The organism is Chamaesiphon sp. VAR_69_metabat_338 (assembly GCF_031423935.1).
Classification (GTDB): domain Bacteria; phylum Cyanobacteriota; class Cyanobacteriia; order Cyanobacteriales; family Chamaesiphonaceae; genus Chamaesiphon.
The window spans coordinates 1-4,381 of the sequence record NZ_JANPGM010000578.1 but is presented as its reverse complement, the minus strand read 5'-3'; the positions used below and the strand labels follow the sequence as shown (position 1 = coordinate 4,381).

Annotated in this window: 5 protein-coding genes; 4 read left to right on the top strand and 1 reads right to left on the bottom strand. The window is 46.2% G+C overall.

Going from position 1 to position 4,381, the window contains the following annotated elements:
• Nucleotides 1-606: AAA family ATPase (locus RMO84_RS15935; protein WP_310489422.1), on the bottom strand; the 606-nt coding region annotated here is incomplete at its 3' end.
• Nucleotides 607-990: 384 nt separating this feature from the next.
• Here RMO84_RS15935 and RMO84_RS15930 point away from each other — a divergent pair.
• The 4 genes from RMO84_RS15930 to RMO84_RS15915 all read left to right on the top strand — a co-directional run.
• Nucleotides 991-1,716: a hypothetical protein gene (locus RMO84_RS15930; RefSeq protein ID WP_310489421.1), complete on the top strand. Its 726-nt coding sequence runs from the start codon at nucleotides 991-993 to the stop codon at nucleotides 1,714-1,716.
• A 96-nt stretch (nucleotides 1,717-1,812) separates the two neighbouring features.
• Nucleotides 1,813-2,661, top strand: a complete 849-nt coding sequence (locus RMO84_RS15925; protein ID WP_396135876.1) for a YaaW family protein — start codon at nucleotides 1,813-1,815, stop codon at nucleotides 2,659-2,661.
• A 72-nt stretch (nucleotides 2,662-2,733) separates the two neighbouring features.
• On the top strand, nucleotides 2,734-3,330 hold the full coding sequence (locus tag RMO84_RS15920) for a DUF4129 domain-containing protein (RefSeq protein WP_310489419.1): 597 nt from the start codon (nucleotides 2,734-2,736) through the stop codon (nucleotides 3,328-3,330).
• Between the two features lie 64 nt (nucleotides 3,331-3,394).
• Nucleotides 3,395-4,381, top strand: a 987-nt coding sequence (locus tag RMO84_RS15915) for a DUF4350 domain-containing protein (RefSeq protein ID WP_310489418.1), incomplete at its 3' end; no start/stop codon positions are given.

Genomic DNA, 4,381 nt, shown 5'->3' with positions numbered 1-4,381 from the left:
GATTTGGCCTAACTGCAACTCATCTGCGGCTAAACTTTCCGTCGCTACTTCCACTTGCAATTTGTATTGCTTCGCCGTATCTTTAGCGCGATCGGCCAATTGTTCGTAACGATCGAGCTTTAATAAATCTGCTAAAATTTGCTTGCGATCGGTTGGCTTTTTGAGCATGAACTCATCAGCTTTCCCCTGGCGTAAATAAGCCGAATTGATAAATGTATCGTAATCGATTTTAAGATAGTCATCGATTAATGCTTGCGTCGATCGAATCCCTTTTTGTGTCAGCGTCCGAAACTGTCCGGCATTCGTCTGAATCTGAAATTCCAAGCCGCCATTGCCGTCCCGCTGGCGAGAGCGAATAATCCGACAAGTCTCGCCGTGCATCATAAAGGTGAAATCCACCCGCACATCCATCGCGCCATTACTAATCGCATCATCCTCACTTACCGCGCGACATTCGCCCCAAATCGCCCAGGTAATCCCTTCGAGCAGCGAAGACTTACCCGCGCCGTTGGCACCGCAAATACAAGCGGTATGCAGCCCTGTAAAATCTAAACTGGCTTCGCTATAGCTGAGAAAGTTTTTAAGAGATAGTTGCAGAGGTATCACGATCGATCGCTGGATAGAGTTCACCTAGACTCTATGATAGAGAGTTTTGGCACGCTTGTGGTATTTATGTGCTAGTTGAGGGGGGAGGGAGAGCGGCTTTGACTCTTTGGCTGCGTTGAGGTGTGTATTTAACACAGCGATTTGCGCACGCCTTTGTTCCCCGACGCAAAAAGCGGCGCAGTGTGGGCGGGTTTCCCGCCCATACAACTGCGACAAGACAGCAAATCAAGACAGAGGTACACTGAGGATTCACAGAGGAACACAGAGGTGGATTTTATAGCCTCGGTCTTGATGTTGGAGAGTAGATCGATCTCAGTTTGACTGCGGAATTCAATATCACCAGGTTGTAGATTGGCTTAAAAGTTATCTTGTGAGTGAGCGATAATGTCTAAGCAATTGTGGAAATTTGGCGGTTCAATCGGGATCTTATTGTTATTGGTAGCCGGTTGTAGCGATCGACAGTCACCGCAAACTGTGAGTACACCAGCTAATGCCAATGCTAATCCGGTGCCATTGGCGGCACCTAAAAATGTGTGGATGACTCAATTCGAGCAACTGAATGGTACCCCATATTTCCATGCACCGATTTATGTTGCCGAACAAGAAAATAAAAGCATTCTCAAGCAGATTAAATCTGCTAGCTCTAGCTATGAAGATCGCTCGGGTTGGGACGGAATCGATATTCGCAATTATATGTTTGTCCATCGCGATAACTTGTCTGGGAACAAACTGCTTGCCGATAATAGTTCGCGGATTTTAACACTAGAGCAAATTGGCGAACCGCTGCCGCCGAGCAAGTCAAATTCCGATCCAATGAGTCAACCGCACAAACTCAAAACGGTAAAAGCACTATGGTACGTGCGGACTGTCGCCGATACCAATGGCGATAAACAACTGAGCGAGTCAGACCGCAAACAAATCGGCATATCTGATGTTTCTGGTGCAAACTATACGAAAATTATCGAGGATATCGATAAAATTTTATTGAATTCGCGGATCGGACTCGATCGACGGTTAGTAATTTACACTTCAGGTAGCAAGAGGTTTGTGGCGAATATCGATCTCCTCAAACGGACAGCGACGACCAAGGAATTGCCAAAGTTAAGTTAATCGATCGCGCGTCACGCGGAAGCACCGTTTTTTGGAAATGGTGCGGTACACTATAGGGTGACAGGACGAGCACTAAGTGCGTGGGAGGAAGTTATTTTGGATGAGTTACGAGCGGCTTTAGAATTGGCTACCGAAGACGAACTACAGCAATTAACTAGGATTCTCTTTAGCCGTAAGTTCAATCCCCTAGACTACGTACGTACCCCAGACTTAGTGGAGATCCAAAGTCAGGAGCGGGATATTTGGATCGATTCGATCGAAGATCGGTTTCGCTTTTTGGCTGCCGATGGAATTACTGTCTTGCAGGGACGGACGCAGGCGGTGAGTTACCGTCAGACATTGGTGCAGGTGTGCAGATATCTGAAAATTCCCTACTCTAGTCAACTCAGTACCACCGACTTAGAAGCGGAAGTCTTTTTGCATCTGATGGGCAAAAGTTGGCACAAATTACCCTCCGGAGATCGCGACGCGCTGACGCTCAGAGTACAGAAATCTCTCGCTAATACCCGTTTCGACCAGCCTTTGCCCGCCCACATTCAGCACGATCCTATTAAACTGATTTTAAAAGGCAGTAGTGCGATCGCGGTCAGTTCGGTGCTCAAGCCATTAGTACTACACCAAATCGCGCGTCAATTTGCGTTTCACTTTGCCAGCTATGAAGTTGCCAAACAAACCCTGATTAGAGGTGGGTTGGCAGCTACCAGCCAATTGCAGAGCTATATCTCTCTATATATGGCCAAACGCGGAATGATGCTCTCAACAACCCAACAGGTGGCCGTACGCGGCGTGTTTACGATTTTAGGGCCAGCGATGTGGGGTTGGTTTTTTGCAGACCTCGGCTGGAGATCGATTTCAACCAATTACGGACGGATTATCCCCACGATTGTCGCTCTAGCGCAGATTCGCTTGACTCGATCGGATGATTGGGACTTGGCTTATTGTTAAATCGCGACCGCATCTAATATGATGGTGACGACATCCCATCTGCTGCGATCTAAAGCGGCTAGTACCTAGATTATGTCCACTGCGGCTGAAAAAACAAGTTGGCGATGGCAGTTGGATCGACTCCTACAGCAAGTGGGAGAATGGATTGAAGTAAAATTGCGCTCCGACGATCGCGATCTAAATCTCGATATCTTGCCACCTTGGTTGGGGCCATTACTCGTGCGCCTGATGTGGTTGATTTTGGCTGGGGTAGTTATCTGGATTGGCTATCAGATTATTTATCCCTATTGGCAACGCTGGATCGAACGCAACGCTCGATCGAAATTATTGCAAGATCGACCTCCAGAAAAAGTATATACAGTCGCAGAATTGCTGGCTCAGTCCCAACAATTTCAACAAGTCGGCGACTATACTCAGGCGAGTAGATGGCTGTATTTGGCTATGCTGCAACGCTTGAATGATGCAAATCTCATTCCCCATCAATCTAGTCGTACCGATCGCGAATATCTGCAATTATTACGCACCGTTCCAGTTGCGAACATGGGTGAAGTATTAGTTGCCATTCACGAACAATTGCATTTTGGCGATCGAACTATATCGAGTGCAGATTTCGATCGATGCCAGCAAGCTTATCGACAAATAGAGAGCCAGTTGATAATTGATAGTTAATAGTTGTAGGGTGTGTTGTCGCAGAGCGCGAGCGTACCAAAGAGTAGTAAATCTCTAGTTGTTCATGACAGATTTTCAGAAATTCTTAAAACAGTACTGGCGATTTGGATCGATCGCAGCAATCGCGATCGTCTTAGTAACTTTTATCAGTGCTACAAGTGGCGATGTTCGGCAGGCCGGATCGAGTTATAGCAATGCTGCTAATGGTTATAGCACTTGGTATCGAACGATGGTAGACCGGGGTGTCAAGATCCATCGCTGGCACAAATCCTTTCCCCAACTTACCAAAAATGCTGACTACCAATCGGCAACAACACTACTGCAAGTCAGTCCTCAATTAGATCGATTACAACTTACTAAGCTGCAACGATCGTGGGTTAGTCAAGGCAATACGCTTGTTATTTTAGGCGTGTCGGCACCAGCATGGGAAATTCCATTTCGGGCAGATTTAGAGAGTCCTCAAGGGACTATCCGAATTGAAACCACCCGCAGATTTAGAGCGGAAAGCATTAAAAAAGAATTACCACAAAGTACTTTTAAAGAATTAGTTGTGAGCGATCGATCTGGCAGTGCGATCGCCACCTTCAAGCTAGAGAAAGGGATGGTAATTATTGCTAGCACACCGCATTTAGCAGCTAATGCTTATCAAGATTTTCGGCCTAACTATGAATTATTGGCAGAACTCGTTACTCAAGATCGAGGACAAGTATTAGTCGATGAATATATTCACGGTTATATCGATCGCGATCGAAAAGCAGCAACTAGTAAAAGAAAAGGTAATACTGCATCTGAAGATCTCAAAACCGATGGCGATGCCTTGGGATATTTAGCAAACACGCCACTATCGATCGTTTTGCTCAATATTCTACTAGGAACGTTCGTCGTAATTTGGCAACAAAATCGCCGCTTTGGTAAAGTTATCATTCCCAAACTGCCAGAAATTGATAATAGCGAAGCCTATATCCAAGCCCTGAGCGGCGTGCTCCGTCAAGCCAATAGCAGTGAATTTGTGCTGCAAAATATCGGTAGAGCCGAGCAATTAGCTTGGCAG

What these genes read in the sequence shown, in the direction of transcription:
- RMO84_RS15930 (WP_310489421.1), top strand. Translation starts at nt 991, where the DNA reads ATGTCTAAGCAATTGTGGAAATTTGGCGGTTCAATCGGGATCTTATTG.
- RMO84_RS15920 (WP_310489419.1), top strand. Translation starts at nt 2,734, where the DNA reads ATGTCCACTGCGGCTGAAAAAACAAGTTGGCGATGGCAGTTGGATCGA.